Raw genomic sequence first — 432 nt, forward strand, 5'->3', positions numbered from 1 at the left:
CGAATATAACCATAGCTCTGCCTTGTCTCCTCATGGGCTATTTTCACCAATATCGTCTGTTGATTTCGTTGAATCGTTCTTTTGCTCACGCCTCTCTTGAGCCAATCATAAAAACATGAAACTGAAACATGAAGTAATCGAGCCATTAAGGTAATTGGAAAAGAATATCTTTTTTGTTTCATATAGGCGTACCTTACTGACTTTCTTTGGCAAAGTACGCTGCTGCCTTTTTTAAAAATTCACGTTCCACTTCAGCTATTTTGAGCTGTTGTTTGAGTTTTTTATTTTCTTCGAGTAGAGCGTTTAGATCAGGTGAATACTGTTTTGTACCTGCTAAAGTTCCAGCCTTTGCTTTGGTATTCCAATTTGAAAGAGTTTGCATTGAAATGCTAAGTTGTCTGGCTGTTTCCGAGACATTGCCTTGATTGGCTT

At 38.0% G+C, this 432-nt stretch carries 1 pseudogene; it reads right to left on the reverse strand.

The window, feature by feature from the left end:
- Window positions 1–432 (reverse strand): annotated as a pseudogene (locus EMN46_RS20630) (transposase); the annotation flags it as partial.

This window comes from Ancylomarina sp. 16SWW S1-10-2 (assembly GCF_009669305.1).
Taxonomy (GTDB): Bacteria; Bacteroidota; Bacteroidia; order Bacteroidales; family Marinifilaceae; genus Ancylomarina.